At 44.4% G+C, this 16,365-nt stretch carries 18 protein-coding genes; 17 read left to right on the plus strand and 1 reads right to left on the minus strand.

Going from position 1 to position 16,365, the window contains the following annotated elements; genetic code table 11:
* Positions 1-5: 5 nt before the first annotated feature.
* Positions 6-953, plus strand: a complete 948-nt coding sequence (gene secF / locus M9196_RS14615) for a protein translocase subunit SecF (protein WP_250618267.1) — start codon at positions 6-8, stop codon at positions 951-953.
* Positions 954-1,130: 177 nt separating this feature from the next.
* On the opposite strand, the gene suhB is transcribed toward secF, so the two are convergent.
* Positions 1,131-1,934, minus strand: a complete 804-nt coding sequence (gene suhB / locus M9196_RS14620; protein WP_250618268.1) for an inositol-1-monophosphatase — start codon at positions 1,932-1,934, stop codon at positions 1,131-1,133.
* A gap of 177 nt (positions 1,935-2,111) precedes the next feature.
* Here suhB and trmJ point away from each other — a divergent pair, with 177 nt between their 5' ends.
* From trmJ to M9196_RS14700, 16 genes are all read left to right on the plus strand, one after another.
* Positions 2,112-2,843 carry a tRNA (cytosine(32)/uridine(32)-2'-O)-methyltransferase TrmJ gene (gene trmJ / locus M9196_RS14625; RefSeq protein WP_250618269.1) on the plus strand — a complete coding sequence of 244 codons (732 nt, stop codon included), beginning with the start codon at positions 2,112-2,114 and terminating at the stop codon, positions 2,841-2,843.
* Positions 2,844-2,955: 112 nt separating this feature from the next.
* A complete protein-coding gene (iscR, locus tag M9196_RS14630) occupies positions 2,956-3,462 on the plus strand; it encodes a Fe-S cluster assembly transcriptional regulator IscR (RefSeq protein WP_250618270.1) in 507 nt (168 codons plus the stop codon).
* Between the two features lie 29 nt (positions 3,463-3,491).
* Entirely contained in the window at positions 3,492-4,706 is a 1,215-nt protein-coding gene (locus M9196_RS14635) for an IscS subfamily cysteine desulfurase (RefSeq protein WP_250618271.1), read from the plus strand.
* A gap of 33 nt (positions 4,707-4,739) precedes the next feature.
* Entirely contained in the window at positions 4,740-5,120 is a 381-nt protein-coding gene (iscU, locus tag M9196_RS14640) for a Fe-S cluster assembly scaffold IscU (RefSeq protein WP_250618272.1), read from the plus strand.
* Between the two features lie 55 nt (positions 5,121-5,175).
* Positions 5,176-5,499 carry an iron-sulfur cluster assembly protein IscA gene (gene iscA / locus M9196_RS14645; RefSeq protein ID WP_250618273.1) on the plus strand — a complete coding sequence of 108 codons (324 nt, stop codon included), beginning with the start codon at positions 5,176-5,178 and terminating at the stop codon, positions 5,497-5,499.
* Between the two features lie 49 nt (positions 5,500-5,548).
* Positions 5,549-6,064, plus strand: coding sequence for a co-chaperone HscB (hscB, locus tag M9196_RS14650; RefSeq protein WP_250618274.1), 516 nt, complete (start codon positions 5,549-5,551; stop codon positions 6,062-6,064).
* Between the two features lie 23 nt (positions 6,065-6,087).
* Positions 6,088-7,938, plus strand: coding sequence for a Fe-S protein assembly chaperone HscA (hscA, locus tag M9196_RS14655; protein WP_250618275.1), 1,851 nt, complete (start codon positions 6,088-6,090; stop codon positions 7,936-7,938).
* Between the two features lie 19 nt (positions 7,939-7,957).
* Positions 7,958-8,296: an ISC system 2Fe-2S type ferredoxin gene (fdx, locus tag M9196_RS14660; RefSeq protein WP_250618276.1), complete on the plus strand. Its 339-nt coding sequence runs from the start codon at positions 7,958-7,960 to the stop codon at positions 8,294-8,296.
* A 21-nt stretch (positions 8,297-8,317) separates the two neighbouring features.
* On the plus strand, positions 8,318-8,518 hold the full coding sequence (iscX, locus tag M9196_RS14665; RefSeq protein ID WP_250618277.1) for a Fe-S cluster assembly protein IscX: 201 nt from the start codon (positions 8,318-8,320) through the stop codon (positions 8,516-8,518).
* A gap of 176 nt (positions 8,519-8,694) precedes the next feature.
* Complete coding sequence (gene pepB, locus M9196_RS14670; protein WP_250618278.1) at positions 8,695-9,990, plus strand: aminopeptidase PepB; 1,296 nt, start codon at positions 8,695-8,697, stop codon at positions 9,988-9,990.
* Positions 9,991-10,053: 63 nt separating this feature from the next.
* Complete coding sequence (gene ndk, locus M9196_RS14675) at positions 10,054-10,479, plus strand: nucleoside-diphosphate kinase (protein WP_250618279.1); 426 nt, start codon at positions 10,054-10,056, stop codon at positions 10,477-10,479.
* A gap of 185 nt (positions 10,480-10,664) precedes the next feature.
* Positions 10,665-11,789, plus strand: a complete 1,125-nt coding sequence (locus tag M9196_RS14680) for a bifunctional tRNA (adenosine(37)-C2)-methyltransferase TrmG/ribosomal RNA large subunit methyltransferase RlmN (protein ID WP_250618280.1) — start codon at positions 10,665-10,667, stop codon at positions 11,787-11,789.
* A 493-nt stretch (positions 11,790-12,282) separates the two neighbouring features.
* Positions 12,283-13,239, plus strand: coding sequence for a cytoskeleton protein RodZ (gene rodZ / locus M9196_RS14685; RefSeq protein ID WP_250618281.1), 957 nt, complete (start codon positions 12,283-12,285; stop codon positions 13,237-13,239).
* An 8-nt stretch (positions 13,240-13,247) separates the two neighbouring features.
* Positions 13,248-14,372: a flavodoxin-dependent (E)-4-hydroxy-3-methylbut-2-enyl-diphosphate synthase gene (ispG, locus tag M9196_RS14690; RefSeq protein WP_250618282.1), complete on the plus strand. Its 1,125-nt coding sequence runs from the start codon at positions 13,248-13,250 to the stop codon at positions 14,370-14,372.
* Positions 14,373-14,396: 24 nt separating this feature from the next.
* Positions 14,397-15,665, plus strand: a complete 1,269-nt coding sequence (hisS, locus tag M9196_RS14695) for a histidine--tRNA ligase (RefSeq protein WP_250618283.1) — start codon at positions 14,397-14,399, stop codon at positions 15,663-15,665.
* Between the two features lie 85 nt (positions 15,666-15,750).
* Complete coding sequence (locus M9196_RS14700; RefSeq protein ID WP_250618284.1) at positions 15,751-16,365, plus strand: YfgM family protein; 615 nt, start codon at positions 15,751-15,753, stop codon at positions 16,363-16,365.

A 16,365-nucleotide genomic window follows, 5' to 3' on the forward strand; every position in this document is an offset into this window, starting at 1 on the left:
TAGTTATGTTTCAGATAATGAAATTGGACAAAACGATCGACTTTATGCGTTGGTCAAAAGTAGCATTTGCGTTCTCACTCGTAATGATTGCTGCTGCATTATTTACTCTGTCTACGAAGTGGTTAAATTGGGGCCTCGATTTCACCGGCGGTACGCTGATTGAAGTTGGTTTTGAGCAACCTGCGAACCTTGAAGATGTGCGTAGCGCATTGGATGCCGAAGGGTTTGGCGACGCAACTGTGCAGAACTTTGGTTCTTCTCGTGATGTAATGGTACGTTTACGCCCGCGTGATGGTGTTCAAGCCGAAGCGCTAGGTAATCAAATCCTGAGTGCAATCAAAGAAGGTACGGGCGAAAGTGTTGAAATGCGCCGTATTGAATTTGTTGGTCCGAATGTCGGAGATGAGCTAACGGAGGCGGGTGGCCTGGCCATCTTAGTCTCACTGATCTGTATCTTGATTTATGTCTCGATACGTTTTGAGTGGCGCTTAGCGGCGGGTGCAGTAATGGCACTGGCGCACGATGTTATTATTACCTTAGGTATCTTCTCCCTATTACAGATAGAGGTTGATTTGACCATTGTGGCAGCATTGCTCACCGTGGTTGGTTATTCACTTAACGATACCATCGTAGTTTTTGACCGAATCCGTGAGAATTTCCGTAAGATGCGGAAAGGTGAATCGCCAGAAATCATGAATAGCTCGATTACACAAACGCTAAGCCGTACGTTAATTACGTCTGGCACGACATTATTTGTAGTCATTGCGTTGTTTACGCAAGGCGGAGCGATGATCCATGGCTTTGCATTAGCACTATTGCTTGGTATTACTGTTGGTACTTATTCTTCAATCTATGTGGCTTCAGCCCTTGCTCTGAAACTTGGTATTCAGCGTGAGCACTTGATGCCAACACAGATAGAAAAAGAAGGCGAAGAGTTCGACGAAATGCCGTAGTTCTCTGATGTTGAATGAAAAGGGTCGCTCTCAGAGCGGCCTTTTTTTTTGAGGGTAGGTTTCTGTTATTCATTGATTAATGAAAGCTAGCCAGCAGGAAGAAAAGCAACAGGTAAAAAAAATCCCAGCCTTAAGGCTGGGATTTGAGAAACGTAGTGAATGCTAAGTAATGATAAATTACTTAAGCATACCTTCATTAGAATTTTCACGAATGTGCTTAAGCATTGATTTAACGCCACGTGCACTAGACGCTACGATGTTACCAGATTTCATGTGGTCGGTGCCGCCAGCAAAATCAGTAACAATCGCGCCAGCTTCACGAGCAATAAGATCGCCAGCTGCCATGTTCCAAGGCTTCAGTCCAAGTTCGAAGTAACCATCGACACGACCCGCTGCTAGGTAGCAAAGGTCAAGTGCTGGAGAGCCAGTACGACGGAAATCAGAACATTCAACAAACATTGAAGACATGATTTTGAAATAGCTTTCAGAATGCTGCTTTTGCTTGTAAGGGAAGCCAGTACCGATGATGGTACCTTTAAGGTCTTTTAGAGGCGTTACACGAATACGTGCGTTGTTAAGTTGAGCGCCAGAACCACGTTGTGCAGTAAATAGCTCGTTACGCATTGGGTCGTAAACACACGCAACTTCTGTTCTGCCCTTCATGCGAACAGCAATAGAAACACAGAAGTGTGGTAGACCATTGATAAGGTTAGTGGTGCCATCCAGTGGGTCGATGATCCATTGAACATCACTATCTTTACCTTCAATCATACCGCTTTCCTCAGCAATAATGCTGTGCTCAGGGTAAGATGTTTGAATAGTATGGATAATGATTGCTTCAGCTTCGTTGTCTACGTTAGTGACAAACTCCTGAGTGCCTTTCTGTACTGATTCAATTTTATCAGTGTTTTCAAGTGATTTAGCAATATGGTTGCCAGCTTTACGCGCAGCGCGTATAGCGATATTTAGCATTGGATGCATACGAATTTTCCCAACGGATGTTAAAGAACAAAAAGCGGCCGCGAGTATATCAAAGATTCGGCAAAAGGGAAGTGGTTATTTTTTGTTCTGTCATTAGGGGGAATAAAAAGACCCTGACTATTTTAGTCAGGTTTATGCTATTATTCGGCGGTTTTGTAATCTTGGTGCTAATTGACAATGCTAGACAACGTTAAGATCATTCTCGTCGGAACTTCTCATTCTGGAAATATAGGTTCGGCTGCTCGTGCGATGAAAGTCATGGGGTTAAGCCAAATGGTGTTAGTGGATCCTCAATGCGAAGTAGATGCGCAAGCCGTCGCGTTGGCTGCGGGTGCAAGTGATATCGCTTTAGGTGCAACAATTGTCTCTTCGTTAGAAGAAGCGGTCGAAAACTGTGGCTTAGTTGTGGGCTCAAGTGCTCGCTCTCGTACATTAGACTGGCCTATGATTGAACCACGTGAATGTGGGCAACGCTTTGCTATCGAGGGTGAGAAGCACCCAGTTGCCTTAGTTTTTGGACGCGAGCGTACCGGTCTTACTAATGATGAACTGCAATTATGTCATTTCCATACTTGTATTCCAGCTAATCCAGAGTACAGTTCACTCAACTTGGCGATGGCAGTTCAAACGTTAAGTTACGAAGTTCGCGTTGCTCATCTAGATCGTGAGAGTCAACAGTTTCCTGCCCAAGACGAACCGGATTATCCGCGTCACAAAGAGTTGGAATTATTCTACCAGCACCTTGAAAATGTGATCACCAATACCCAGTTTATCTCTAAGGATAAGCCGAATCTTGTTATGAATAAGCTGCGCCGACTATTTAGTCGTGCTCGTCCTGAATCTCAAGAAATCAACACATTGCGTGGTATTTTGACGTCTATTGATAAAATGTATTCGGATAAAAAATAACCACATTTAGTGTGAGGATGAATACCTGACTAATTTAGTCAAATAAATACTTGATTAAAACAGTCAGGTATGGAAAAATTGAATCCACAAAGACAATGTGGAAACGTGTGATATGAGATTAACATCAAAAGGAAGATACGCAGTAACGGCGATGCTCGATGTCGCGCTGCACTCACAGCAAAGCCCAGTCCCACTGGCCGATATTTCTGAGCGTCAAGGGATCTCCCTTTCTTACTTAGAACAGCTGTTTTCTAAACTGCGTAAAGCCGGATTAGTCTCAAGTGTACGTGGTCCAGGTGGTGGTTACCGCCTAGGCACTGACGGCGCTGACATTTCCATTGGTACTGTTATTGCTGCTGTGGATGAATCGGTTGATGCAACTAAATGTGCTGGCAAAGGGGATTGCCAAGGCGGTACTCGTTGTCTCACTCACACATTGTGGCGAGATTTAAGCTCTCGTATTAGCGATTTCCTTAACAACATCACTCTCGGTGAGTTGATGGTTGATAATGAAGTCCTTGAAATTTCTGATCGTCAGGACATCGGTCTTACGGTCAATAATGGGTTTTCCAGAAAAAATAATAACGCTGCCCCCATCGGCATTAATGTTCGCTCGTAAGTAGTGTTGCGTTTACATTGGAGTAAAGAATGAAACTGCCTATATATTTAGACTACTCTGCCACTTGTCCAGTCGACCCTCGCGTTGCTGATAAGATGGTTAAATTCATGACTATGGACGGAACGTTTGGTAACCCAGCGTCACGCTCGCACCGTTATGGATGGCAGGCAGAAGAAGCAGTAGATAATGCACGTGAGCAAATTGCAGATTTGCTGAATGCAGACCCTCGTGAAATTGTTTTCACTTCGGGCGCAACAGAATCAGATAACCTTGCAATTAAAGGTGCAGCGCATTTTTATGGCAAGAAAGGTAAGCACGTTATTACGTGTAAAACTGAACATAAAGCGGTTTTGGATCCTTGTCGCCAACTAGAGCGCGAAGGATTTGAAGTGACTTACCTTCAGCCAGAAAGCAATGGCATTATTGATCTAGCTAAGCTTGAAGCGGCTATGCGTGAAGACACAGTATTGGTGTCTATCATGCATGTGAATAATGAAATTGGTGTCGTGCAAGACATCGCGGCAATCGGCGAATTGTGTCGTAGCAGAAAGATCATCTCTCACGTCGATGCTGCTCAGTCTGCCGGTAAATTACCGATTGATGTAAAAGAATTGAAAGTGGATCTTATCTCGCTCTCTGCACATAAAGCATATGGTCCTAAAGGTATTGGTGCTTTGTATGTCAGCCGTAAACCACGCATTCGCTTAGAGGCGCAAATGCACGGTGGTGGTCACGAACGTGGTTTCCGCTCTGGTACTCTAGCAACTCACCAGATTGTGGGCATGGGCGAAGCATTTGCGATTGCGAAACAAGATATGCAAAAAGATTACGAACATGCGAAAGCACTGAGCGAACGTCTTTATGCTGGCGTAAAAGATCTTGAAGCCGTGACAGTGAATGGTGATTTAGAAATGCGTGTTCCGCATAACTTGAACATTAGCTTTGCTTTTGTTGAAGGCGAGTCACTGTTGATGTCACTGAAAGATCTAGCCGTTTCATCGGGCTCAGCTTGTACTTCAGCGAGTCTAGAGCCTTCTTATGTGCTGCGTGCACTCGGCTTAAACGATGAGCTTGCGCATAGCTCAGTACGTTTCTCCTTCGGCCGTTTTACTACGGAAGAAGAAATTGATTATGCTATTGAGCAAATCAAAACAGCAGTTAATAAGTTACGCGACATGTCTCCTCTATGGGATATGTATAACGAAGGGATTGACCTAGATACGGTCGAGTGGGCACACCACTAATCTCAAGGAAATAGAGGATTCGAGGATAACATTATGGCTTACAGCGAAAAAGTAATTGATCACTATGAGAACCCACGTAACGTCGGTTCATTTGATAAAAATGATCCAAACGTAGGTAGCGGCATGGTTGGTGCCCCTGCGTGTGGTGATGTAATGAAGCTGCAAATCAAGGTAACACCGGAAGGTATTATCGAAGATGCTAAATTTAAAACCTATGGTTGTGGTTCAGCTATTGCTTCAAGTTCACTTGTCACTGAGTGGGTAAAGGGTAAATCAGTGGACGAAGCAGCAGCTATCAGAAACTCTGAAATTGCGGATGAGTTAGAGTTGCCGCCAGTTAAGGTGCACTGTTCTATCCTTGCTGAAGATGCAATTAAAGCTGCCGTTGCTGATTACAAGAAAAAGCACGACTAAACCCTAGGTAAATACCTAACAAATTGATTCAATAGATTAAAGATAAGGTTGTAGTATGGCCATCTCCATGACAGACGCAGCAGCAAGTCGCGTAAGAACATTTCTAGATAACCGTGGTAAAGGCCTTGGTCTACGCTTGGGTGTTAAAACCACCGGGTGTTCAGGAATGGCGTACGTACTTGAGTTCGTTGATGATCTAGATGATGGTGATGAGGTGTTTGAACACGCTGGTGTGAAAGTTATCATTGATGCTAAAAGCCTTGTCTATCTAGATGGAACAGAATTGGATTACGTAAAAGAAGGTTTAAACGAAGGTTTTGAGTTCAACAACCCTAATGCGAAAGGCGAATGTGGTTGTGGTGAAAGCTTTAATGTTTAACCGCTAAGGAGCTCAGTTTTCTGAGCTCCAACAATACGAGTCATACGATATGAATCATTTTGAACTTTTTGGGCTACCTGTTCAGTTTTCTCTGGACGGTAGCCTTCTTTCTTCTCAGTTTCTTGAGCTTCAAAAGCGTTTTCATCCAGATAATTTTGCCTCAGCTTCTGAGCGAGATCGATTATTGGCGGTGCAAAAGGCTGCGCAGATTAACGATGCGTATGAAGTGCTGCGACGTCCTATTTCACGGGCAGAATACTTACTTGCCGAAAGTGGTATTGATATTCGTGGCGAGCATAAAACCCTTCAAGATCCTATGTTTCTTATGGAACAAATGGAACTTCGCGAAACACTCGAAGACGTGGCAAATTCAGCGAATGCAGAAGAAGAACTTTTTGACTTTGAGCGTCAGGTAAGCAAAATGTTTAACGAGCACTTAACTGACTTGACTCATGAGTTGGAACAGGCTCGTTGGGATAGCGCTGCTGACAGCGTACGAAAACTCAAATTTATCGCCAAGCTTAAAAACGAAATCGAACAGTTAGAAGAAAAACTGCTTGGCTAATGACAGCCTCCAAGGATATTTGAATGGCATTACTTCAAATTGCAGAGCCGGGACAAAGTTCTGCACCACACGAACACAAACTGGCAGCAGGAATTGATTTAGGAACGACTAACTCATTGGTTGCTAGCGTAAGAAGTGGCGAAGCGGCTACGCTCGCGGATTCTCATGGTAAAAAAATCTTACCGTCTGCGGTCCATTATTCGCAAGATAAGGTAACCGTTGGTTACGATGCAAGAAATAATGCATCCAAGGATCCTGAGAATACTATCGTGTCGGTTAAGAGATTACTTGGCCGTTCTTTAGCGGATGTCAAAGCGCGCTATCCTTCATTGCCTTATCTGTTATCTGAAAGTGCTAATGGCTTGCCAGTACTGCAAACATCAGCTGGGGACAAAAACCCAATTCAAGTATCAGCCGATATCCTGAAAACACTTGCTGAACGCGCTCAAGCCTCACTCGGTGGTGAGCTAGCCGGTGTTGTTATTACTGTGCCAGCCTATTTTGATGATGCGCAGCGTGTCGGAACAAAAGATGCGGCTAATCTCGCTGGTTTGCATGTGCTTCGCTTACTCAATGAGCCAACTGCCGCCGCTATTGCTTATGGGTTAGATAGCGGTCAAGAAGGTGTGATTGCCGTTTATGACTTAGGTGGTGGTACGTTTGATATCTCAATTTTACGCCTATCCAAAGGGGTATTTGAGGTATTAGCCACGGGTGGTGATTCAGCGCTCGGAGGTGATGATTTTGATCACCTTATTGCCGATTATTTCCAATCTCTTATTGGACTGGCAGAGTTAAACGCGGCGCAACAGCGTGAGCTTCTTGATGCGGCGACTCAAGCAAAAATTGATTTAAGTGATGCTGAAAGCACGTCGGTTTCGGTGCTTGGTTGGCAAGGTGAGCTTACACGCTCAACATTCAATGACATTATTCGTCCTTTATTAAAGAAAACCCTTTTGTCATGCCGTCGTGCGTTACGTGATGCAGAAGTCGACGCAGAACAAGTTTTGGAAACGGTGATGGTCGGTGGTTCAACCCGCACACCACTGGTTCGCGAAATGGTTGGCGAGTTCTTTGGGAAAACCCCACTGACGTCGATTAATCCTGATGAAGTGGTGGCAATCGGTGCTGCAATTCAAGCCGACATTTTAGCGGGCAATAAACCAGATTCAGAAATGCTGCTTCTCGACGTTATTCCACTGTCTCTTGGTATAGAAACCATGGGTGGCTTAGTTGAAAAGATTGTGCCGCGTAACACCACCATTCCGGTCGCTCGTGCACAAGAGTTCACCACTTTTAAAGATGGTCAAACGGCGATGTCGGTACATATCGTTCAAGGCGAACGAGAGTTAATCGACGATTGTCGTTCTTTAGCTCGTTTTTCTTTGAAGGGCATACCTCCGATGACGGCAGGTGCTGCGCACATTCGAGTGACGTACCAAGTTGACGCCGACGGTCTGCTGTCCGTTACCGCAATGGAAAAAAGTACGGGAATTCAATCTGAGATCCAAGTTAAGCCATCCTATGGCCTTAGTGATGAAGAAGTCACGAATATGCTTAAGGATTCGATGACATTCGCTAAAGAAGATATGTTAGCTCGAGCATTAGCTGAGCAACGTGTTGAAGCTGATCGCGTTATCGAAGGGCTAGTGGCTGCGATGCAAGCCGATGGTGATGAACTATTGGATGATGCTGGCAAACAGTCGTTAGTCAGCGCGATAGAAGCACTGATTCAATTGCGCAATGGTGACAACGCTGACGCCATTGAACAAGGTATTAAAGACACTGATAAAGCGAGCCAAGACTTTGCATCTCGTCGTATGGATAAATCCATCCGAGAAGCATTAGCTGGCCAATCAGTCGACAATATTTAAAAGTAAGGACCAAGTAGTCATGCCAAAAATTGTTGTATTACCTCACGAGGACCTCTGTCCAGAAGGTGCGGTTTTAGAGGCGAAACCAGGTGAAACGGTATTAGACGTTGCACTAAAAAATGGTATCGGAATTGAGCACGCTTGCGAAAAGTCGTGTGCGTGTACCACTTGTCACATTGTAGTACGTGAAGGGTTTGATTCTTTAGACGAAAGTGATGAGTTAGAAGATGACATGCTGGACAAAGCATGGGGTCTTGAGCCTGAATCACGTTTAGGCTGCCAGGCCAAAGTGATGGATGAAGATTTAGTTGTAGAGATCCCTAAATATACCCTTAATCACGCATCAGAAGATCATTAAAGCGTCTGCTAAGGAGAGCTTATGAGTTTAACATGGACGGATTCACGTGATATCGCCATTGAGTTGTGTGAAAAGTTTCCAGACACTGATCCTAAAACGGTACGATTTACCGATTTACATCAGTGGATCTGTGATTTAGAAGAGTTTGATGATGAACCAAACCGTTCTAATGAAAAGATTTTGGAAGCTGTCATATTATGCTGGATGGATGAGTTCGAGTAAGTCGATTATCTAACGTATTGTGATAAAAACGGGCCTATGGCCCGTTTTTTTGTATTCAGTTGTTACATTGTTATTAATTCAGATAGGCATGTCATTGGTATTGACTCTACATAATGCTAACATCTTGATAATTACAAAGACGACGAAACATATAATGGACCAGACTAGGAGAAACCATGTCTAATGCACTGTCGGTATTTCTGAGCCAAGAAGTGGCACCAGCACAATGGGGAGAAGGCGCGACGCTTTCTTATTCAGAGTCAGGCACGACAATTCATCTCACCGAAAATCTAGATCTAGATGTTATTCAAAGAGCGGCTCGAAAATTGGACTCGCAAGGCATCACATGTGTGAGTTTACAAGGTGATAGCTGGGATTTAGAAGCGACGTGGGCTTTTTATCAAGGTTACCGCAATCCTAAGAAAACAACATCGGTAGAGCTTCCTGATCTAAGCGAAATGGATACTCACGAATTGAATGCCCGTATTAAAGCTTCTGACTGGACCCGCGATATTATTAATAAAAGCGCCGAAGAAGTGGCGCCTCGCCAACTTGCCACTATGGCGGCGGAATTTATTAAATCCACAGCACCAGAGCATGTCACTTATCGTATCGTTAAAGACAAGGACTTGTTAACTGAAGGCTGGACGGGCATTTTTGCTGTGGGGCGCGGTTCAGCCCGTACCTCAGCCATGTTGCAGTTGGACTTTAACCCGACCGGTGATCCTGAAGCGCCAGTTTTTGCTTGTTTAGTGGGCAAGGGAATTACTTTTGACTCTGGTGGTTATAGTTTAAAGCAGTCTAATTTCATGACGGCGATGAAAGCCGATATGGGTGGGGCAGCGACCATTACTGGTGGTTTAGGGCTAGCGATTCTTCGTGGGTTAAACAAACGAGTGAAGCTGATTCTTTGCTGCGCTGAAAACATGGTGTCAGGCCGAGCATTAAAACTTGGTGACGTTATTACCTATAAGAATGGTAAAACCGTAGAGATCATGAACACCGACGCCGAAGGGCGCTTAGTGCTGGCGGACGGTCTGATTTTTGCGAGTGAGCAAAATCCAGAAATGATCATCGACTGCGCAACATTAACAGGTGCAGCGAAGAATGCGCTTGGTAATGACTACCACGCGATTATGTCGTTTGATGATGAACTGACTCATCAAGCGCTGACGAATGCTAATCAAGAGAAAGAAGGGCTTTGGCCACTTCCACTTGCTGATTTCCATCGTAATATGCTGCCATCAAACTTCGCGGATCTTTCTAACATAAGCAGCGGTGATTATTCACCAGGTGCGAGTACGGCTGCCGCTTTCTTGTCTTACTTTGTTGAGGATTATAAGAAAGGCTGGGTACATTTTGATTGCGCAGGCACCTATCGTAAGTCTGCTTCAGACAAGTGGGCTGCAGGTGCAACCGGGATGGGAACACGTACTTTAGCTCGTTTATTAGTGGAACAAGCTAAAAAATAATGGCATAAGCCAGGAAATTGCAAATACAAAAGCAATAGATAACAAAAACTGAAAGGAAGAACGATGACCCTAGAAAGAACATTTTCAATCGTCAAACCCGATGCGGTTGAGCGCAACCTTATCGGTGAAATCTATCATAGAATTGAGAAAGCAGGTCTACGCATCGTTGCGGCGAAAATGGTTCGCTTGACCGATGAGCAAGCGAAAGGCTTTTATGCAGAGCATGAAGGTAAACCTTTTTTCCCAGCGCTACGTGAATTTATGACCTCAGGACCTATTATGGTTCAAGTGCTGGAAGGGGAAGATGCGATCTGTCGTTACCGTGAACTGATGGGCAAGACTAACCCAGAAGAAGCAGCCTGCGGCACGATACGCGCGGATTATGCGCTGAGTATGCGTTATAACTCAGTTCATGGTTCAGACAGCCCTGAGTCAGCAGCACGCGAAATTGAATTTTTCTTTCCTGAGTCAGAGATCTGCCCTCGTTAATCGAAGATAAGAATACAAAGGAGGCGGTAGCCTCCTTTTTTATTGCTCGTTCGGTGTGCTGTATAAAAAATGTTCACTTATAAATGAAAGCCTTATTATTTTAGGGTTTTGTTGCGCTTGTTGCAGGAGCCTAAAGGCTGTACAATTCGCGCCCTTAACAGAATCTTCGTCATTTAAGAGGCAACATGACCGTACAAAAAGTCAATCTACTCGATTTTGATCGCAAGGGCTTGCGTAAGTTTTTCCAAGAAGAGCTAGGCGAAAAAGCCTTTCGTGCTGATCAGGTAATGAAGTGGATCTACCATTTTGGTTGTGATGACTTTGAGAAAATGAACAACATCAACAAAAAGCTTCGCGAGAAGTTGTTGAGAGTGGCTGAAATCAAAGCCCCTACTGTTTCGGAAGCTCAGCATTCATCGGATGGCACCATTAAATGGGCGATGCGAGTAGGCGACCAAGATGTTGAAACGGTTTATATTCCGGACGAAGATCGTGCCACATTGTGTGTATCATCCCAAGTAGGGTGTGCACTTGAGTGTAAGTTTTGCTCGACTGCTCAGCAAGGTTTCAACCGTAATCTAAAAGTGTCTGAAATTATTGGACAAGTTTGGCGTGCCGCGCGAGAAATTGGCTTACAAAAAGAAACGGGTCGTCGTCCTATCACGAACGTTGTGATGATGGGAATGGGTGAACCCCTTCTTAACATGAAAAACTTGCTACCCGCCCTAGAACTAATGCTAGATGATTTGGGATTTGGTTTATCAAAGCGCCGTATTACCGTATCAACATCAGGTGTGGTTTCTGGGCTTGATCAAATGACGGGTAACATTGATGTGGCGTTAGCTATTTCACTTCATGCTCCAAACGATAAGCTACGTAGTGAAATCATGCCAATCAATGATCGTTGGGATATTCAAGACTTCCTAGCCTCTGTTCAGCGTTATATTGCTTCATCAAATGCAAACCGAGGTCGTGTAACCGTTGAGTATGTTCTACTTGATCATGTAAACGACGATATGGACCATGCGCGTGAGCTAGCCGAGCTATTAAAAGACACGCCAGCTAAGATTAACTTGATTCCATTTAACCCGTATCCGGGGTCGCCTTACAAGAAGCCAAGTAATTCCCGAATCGATCGCTTCATGAAAACCTTGATGCAATATGATTACACAGTAACGGTTCGAAAAACACGTGGCGATGATATTGATGCAGCCTGTGGTCAGTTAGTGGGTGATGTGATTGACCGTACAAAACGCACGAAGCAAATGACTCAAAAAGGCGCAGAAGCGATACCTGTTAAAACGCTGTAATGTTCTATATTCTAAAGCCAAGTTTCGACTTGGCTTTTTTGTACTTAGCATCTAGAGAATCATCTGACGAAATTATCCGATCGCTGCCACAAAGCTATACAAATATTTTTGCTATTAGGGAACAAATATTGTTTTTATTAATCAAATAGTTCAAAGCGTCGCCTGATCAAGGCAAGTATTGTTAATTTTTAATCAAAATAGCCCGTATTTGCATTGATTTACGATTGGTTATTTTAACTCATGAATAGAATCGATTATCATGAAGCGCTAGAGATTGGAAATCTCAGAGATTGAGAAAAATTTTTGGCCTGAGAGCATATTATATTGTCAACCAGTGAGCAGTGAATACCGTGGTTGCGATGACTAATAGGGACTATGCTGTAGATACAGTTAGTGCATACGATTTACCTTGTTGATGATTAATAAACACCGATAAATAAAATGAAATAAGCGTGTGTGAATCACAGCAACAACCATAAGAAGTACAGAATAAATGAGTACAGATAGCAATCAAAGTACAGAGCGTGTCCTAGAAGAAAAAGACGTTGTCTTAGCTGGAACCATTTTAAAGCAAAAGCGAGAAGCATTAGGGCTGACTCAAAAGCAGATTGCTGATCGACTTCGTTTGCGAGTTGCTATCATTCAAAAGATAGAATCGAATGAGTTTGATGGCGAGCTGGTAGCAACGTTTACCCGAGGGTACCTTCGTTCATACGCCAAAGCCGTGGGTGTAGAAGAAAAAGAAGTGCTAGGTGCGATTGATCATCATGGTGAAGCTCAGCACAGTGAACAAGAGATGCAAAGCTTCTCGCAGAAAACAAACAAAGAAAAACACGATAGTCGCATCATGAAACTCACATGGGGAATTTTTGCTGTCATTATCGGAATTTCATCGGTTTGGTGGTTGCAAAATCAACAAAAAGATACGTTATCTGAAATAGCCGATACCAGCGAACCTACCGTAGAAGTGGCTGAGACCGACTCTGAGTCTAATTCTGCACAAAATACGACATTTGATACCTTGCCTGCTGAGGCAACCGAGCAAGTTAAAACCCTTGATGTTTCTGCTGTACTAGAAAGTTCAGAAGCGGAAGCGCAGCCGGCTACTGTCGATAATGACATGGTTGCAGTCGATGACTCGGTAGCGACTGACTCTGATATAGAAGAGTCGACGGCGCCCCAAGTAACAGAAAAAAAAACAGCTGAGAACGGATTAACCAATTTAACCATGTCGTTTGAAGGTGACTGTTGGATCCAAGTTAAAGATGCCAATGGAAAAACCGTGACGACAGGAATCAAGAAGCCGGGAGAGCTGGTGGATGTGAATGGTAAAGCACCATTTAAAATCATCTTAGGCGCTCCAGAAAAGGTTTCTATGACATTTGCGAGTGAACCTGTCGACCTTTCTGGGTATACTTCAGGCAAAGTAGCTCGATTCACCTTACCTTAGAAATCAATATGCATCACGAATCTCCAATTAAACGTCGCCCATCTACGCGTATTTATGTGGGTGATGTACCTATCGGTGACGGCGCACCAATCGCCGTTCAATCCATGACAAACACGCGTACAACAGACGTGCAAGCGACGGTTGCTCAGATCCGAGCGTTGGAAAATGTCGGAGCAGATATTGTCCGCGTTTCTGTACCAACAATGGACGCTGCAGAAGCCTTTCGAGAAATTAAAAAGCAAGTGTCGATTCCATTAGTGGCCGATATTCATTTTGATTATCGAATTGCCCTAAAAGTGGCAGAGTATGGCGTAGATTGCTTGCGTATTAACCCGGGCAACATTGGTAACGAAGCACGTATTCGTTCAGTGGTCGATTGCGCTCGAGATAACAACATTCCTATTCGAATCGGTGTGAATGGCGGATCGTTAGAGAAAGATATTCAAATGAAGTATGGCGAACCGACACCTGCCGCGTTGGTGGAATCTGCGATGCGTCACGTCGATATTCTAGATCGCCTTAACTTCGATCAATTCAAGATCAGCGTAAAAGCTTCCGACGTTTTTCTTGCGGTTGATTCTTATCGATTGTTGGCAAAGAAAATTGATCAGCCTTTGCACTTGGGTATTACCGAAGCGGGTGGCGCACGAGCGGGTGCGGTTAAATCTTCTGTTGGTCTGGGTATGCTGTTAGCGGAAGGTATCGGTGACACACTGAGAATCTCTTTAGCTGCCGATCCAGTAGAAGAAATTAAAGTTGGCTTTGATATTCTTAAATCACTGCGTATTCGTTCTCGTGGTATTAATTTCATAGCCTGCCCAAGTTGCTCTCGCCAAGAGTTCGATGTTATTGGCACCGTGAATACTCTGGAACAGCGTCTAGAAGACATCATTACGCCAATGGACGTTTCTATCATTGGGTGTGTAGTGAATGGTCCCGGCGAAGCTGAAGTGTCTCATTTAGGGCTAGCAGGCAGTAACAAAAAAAGTGCTTTTTACGAAGATGGCAAACGTCAAAAAGAGCGCTTAGACAACGATGATCTTATTAGTAAGTTAGAAGCTAAAATTCGCGCGAAAGCCTCAATTTTAGATGAAAACAATCGAATCAATATTAGTCAGATAGACGATAAATAATCTCAACGATAACGGTATTTAACTGTGGCAAAAACTATACAAGCAATACGAGGCATGAATGACTGCCTTCCAACACAATCTCCTCTTTGGCAAAAAGTAGAGAATACGGTTAAACAGGTTGTCAGTGCATACGGCTACAATGAAGTCCGCATGCCGATTGTTGAGATGACAAACTTATTCCGCCGTGCGATTGGTGAAGTCACCGACGTGGTAGAAAAAGAAATGTACACCTTTGAGGACCGTAATGGCGATAGCCTGACACTGCGCCCTGAAGGAACCGCTGGCTGTGTACGAGCAGGGATTGAAAATGGTTTGCTCTACAACCAAGAGCAGCGTTTGTGGTACATGGGACCAATGTTCCGTCATGAACGCCCACAGAAAGGTCGTTACCGTCAATTCCACCAATGTGGTGTCGAAGTGTTCGGTCTTGATGGCCCTGATGTCGATGCTGAATTGATCATGATGACAGCGCGTTTATGGCGCGAACTGGGTATCCATGAACATGTTCGTTTAGAACTTAACTCTATCGGTTCACTTGAAGCGCGTGCGAACTATCGTACCGCGTTGATTGCTCACTTAGAGCAGCATATCGACGTGCTTGATGAAGACAGCAAGCGTCGTATGCATACTAACCCACTGCGCGTACTTGATAGTAAGAATCAAGATGTCCAAGCGATTTTGGTTGATGCGCCGGAGCTGGCGGATTACTTAGACGAGGAGTCTAAAGCGCACTTTGCTGGCTTATGTGAGCTATTAGATGCTGCTGGTATTGCGTATACGGTTAACCAACGTTTGGTTCGAGGCTTAGATTACTATAATCGTACCGTATTCGAATGGATCACTGAAAGCTTAGGCGCTCAAGGCACCGTTTGTGGTGGCGGACGTTACGATGGTCTCGTGGAGCAACTTGGTGGTAAAGCGATGCCAGCGGTGGGCTTTGCTATGGGTCTAGAACGTCTTGTGCTCATGATGGAAACATTAGAACTGACAGAAGTACGTCGTAGCGTTGATGCGTATGTGGTGACGTCTGGTGAAGGAACCATGATTGCCGGCGTTAAATTGGCCGAGCAGTTACGTGAAGCGATTCCGGGTATTCGAGTAATGAATCACTTTGGTGGTGGTAACTTTAAGAAGCAATTTAAGCGTGCAGATAAAGTGGGTGCGGTCTACGCGCTTGTGCTTGGCGAAAATGAAGTCGCTGAGAACACGGTCGTGGTCAAAGATTTGCAAGGTGGCACGCAGGAAACTGTTGCGCTAAATGAGTTAACCGCTAAATTAGCAGATATTATTTAAATCCTGTCTTGGTAACGACTTAGAGGTGGTTCAATAACGACCTCTTTATTAGACAGCGACGATATTATTTTTAAGAGGACAGGAAGTGGAACTCTACGATTCTGAAGAGCAACAAGTAGAAGCGATCAAAGATTGGTGGCAAGAAAATGGCAAAGCCGTTGTATTAGGTGTTGTTGTTGGATTGGGTGGCTTGTTCGGTTGGCGCTTTTACCAAGATTCAGCGATTCAAGCTCAAGAAGCCGCGTCTGAACAGTATACAAGCGTAGTCGAAGCAATCGCCGCACAAGGTACTGAAGCCAGTGCTGAAGTTCAAAGCTTTATTGATACAAGTAAGGCGACAGAGTACTCAGTATTAGCGTCACTGCAACTGGCAAAAGCTCAAGTTGAAGCGGGTGAGCTCGATCAAGCGCTAGAGCAACTTCAGTGGGCACAAGCGAATACCAAAGATGTGGCGGTTTCTCCGTTAGTCACTTACCGTATTGCACGAATTATGGCTGAGCAAGAGAATGTCGATGGCGCAAGAGCCGAGCTAGACAAAATCACCGATGAAGCATGGGCAGGACGAGTGGCTGAACTTCGTGGTGATATTGCTATTAACGCTGGTGAGCGTGATGCTGCATACTCTGCTTATACGGAAGCGCAACAAGCGCAAGATGCCAGCCAAGCGCTGCAGATTAAGCTGGATGATCTTGCCAAGTAA

Origin of the sequence: Vibrio methylphosphonaticus (assembly GCF_023634655.1) — a bacterium.
GTDB classification, from domain to species: domain Bacteria; phylum Pseudomonadota; class Gammaproteobacteria; order Enterobacterales; family Vibrionaceae; genus Vibrio; species Vibrio methylphosphonaticus.

What these genes read in the sequence shown, in the direction of transcription:
- secF (WP_250618267.1), top strand. Translation starts at nt 6, where the DNA reads ATGTTTCAGATAATGAAATTGGACAAAACGATCGACTTTATGCGTTGG.
- suhB (WP_250618268.1), bottom strand. Translation starts at nt 1,934, where the DNA reads ATGCATCCAATGCTAAATATCGCTATACGCGCTGCGCGTAAAGCTGGC.
- trmJ (WP_250618269.1), top strand. Translation starts at nt 2,112, where the DNA reads ATGCTAGACAACGTTAAGATCATTCTCGTCGGAACTTCTCATTCTGGA.
- iscR (WP_250618270.1), top strand. Translation starts at nt 2,956, where the DNA reads ATGAGATTAACATCAAAAGGAAGATACGCAGTAACGGCGATGCTCGAT.
- M9196_RS14635 (WP_250618271.1), top strand. Translation starts at nt 3,492, where the DNA reads ATGAAACTGCCTATATATTTAGACTACTCTGCCACTTGTCCAGTCGAC.
- iscU (WP_250618272.1), top strand. Translation starts at nt 4,740, where the DNA reads ATGGCTTACAGCGAAAAAGTAATTGATCACTATGAGAACCCACGTAAC.
- iscA (WP_250618273.1), top strand. Translation starts at nt 5,176, where the DNA reads ATGGCCATCTCCATGACAGACGCAGCAGCAAGTCGCGTAAGAACATTT.
- hscB (WP_250618274.1), top strand. Translation starts at nt 5,549, where the DNA reads ATGAATCATTTTGAACTTTTTGGGCTACCTGTTCAGTTTTCTCTGGAC.
- hscA (WP_250618275.1), top strand. Translation starts at nt 6,088, where the DNA reads ATGGCATTACTTCAAATTGCAGAGCCGGGACAAAGTTCTGCACCACAC.
- fdx (WP_250618276.1), top strand. Translation starts at nt 7,958, where the DNA reads ATGCCAAAAATTGTTGTATTACCTCACGAGGACCTCTGTCCAGAAGGT.
- iscX (WP_250618277.1), top strand. Translation starts at nt 8,318, where the DNA reads ATGAGTTTAACATGGACGGATTCACGTGATATCGCCATTGAGTTGTGT.
- pepB (WP_250618278.1), top strand. Translation starts at nt 8,695, where the DNA reads ATGTCTAATGCACTGTCGGTATTTCTGAGCCAAGAAGTGGCACCAGCA.
- ndk (WP_250618279.1), top strand. Translation starts at nt 10,054, where the DNA reads ATGACCCTAGAAAGAACATTTTCAATCGTCAAACCCGATGCGGTTGAG.
- M9196_RS14680 (WP_250618280.1), top strand. Translation starts at nt 10,665, where the DNA reads ATGACCGTACAAAAAGTCAATCTACTCGATTTTGATCGCAAGGGCTTG.
- rodZ (WP_250618281.1), top strand. Translation starts at nt 12,283, where the DNA reads ATGAGTACAGATAGCAATCAAAGTACAGAGCGTGTCCTAGAAGAAAAA.
- ispG (WP_250618282.1), top strand. Translation starts at nt 13,248, where the DNA reads ATGCATCACGAATCTCCAATTAAACGTCGCCCATCTACGCGTATTTAT.